Annotated in this window: 1 protein-coding gene; it reads right to left on the reverse strand. The window is 34.7% G+C overall.

The window, feature by feature from the left end; all coding sequences use genetic code 11:
- Positions 1 to 297 (reverse strand): hypothetical protein (locus LZP73_RS20065; protein WP_234236679.1); only part of this gene is annotated, 297 nt, incomplete at both ends.

A 297-nucleotide genomic window follows, 5' to 3' on the forward strand; every position in this document is an offset into this window, starting at 1 on the left:
TGGTAAGTTTCTGTTCCTAGCTCTTGTTTAACCTGTAGTGCAAGTTGTTGACGCTTATCATCAGTCAACTTTAAATCTAACGTGAAGCCATTTACTGACAGTCCATTACGACGAGCAACTATATCACCAATTGCTAATGCCCACTTACGTCTCTTTGTTGCTCGTCTTTTGTCCTTGATTAGATCCTTTTCTTTTTCTTTAGCAATAAAAGCATCGATTTGTGGTTTGTTTTTTTTGTATCTATAGATAAAAATAAATATTGCGACCAGGAGAACAATGATAAGACTCATTATTTTT

The sequence above is a fragment of the Shewanella sp. AS16 genome (genome assembly GCF_021412365.1).
Classification (GTDB): domain Bacteria; phylum Pseudomonadota; class Gammaproteobacteria; order Enterobacterales; family Shewanellaceae; genus Shewanella; species Shewanella salipaludis.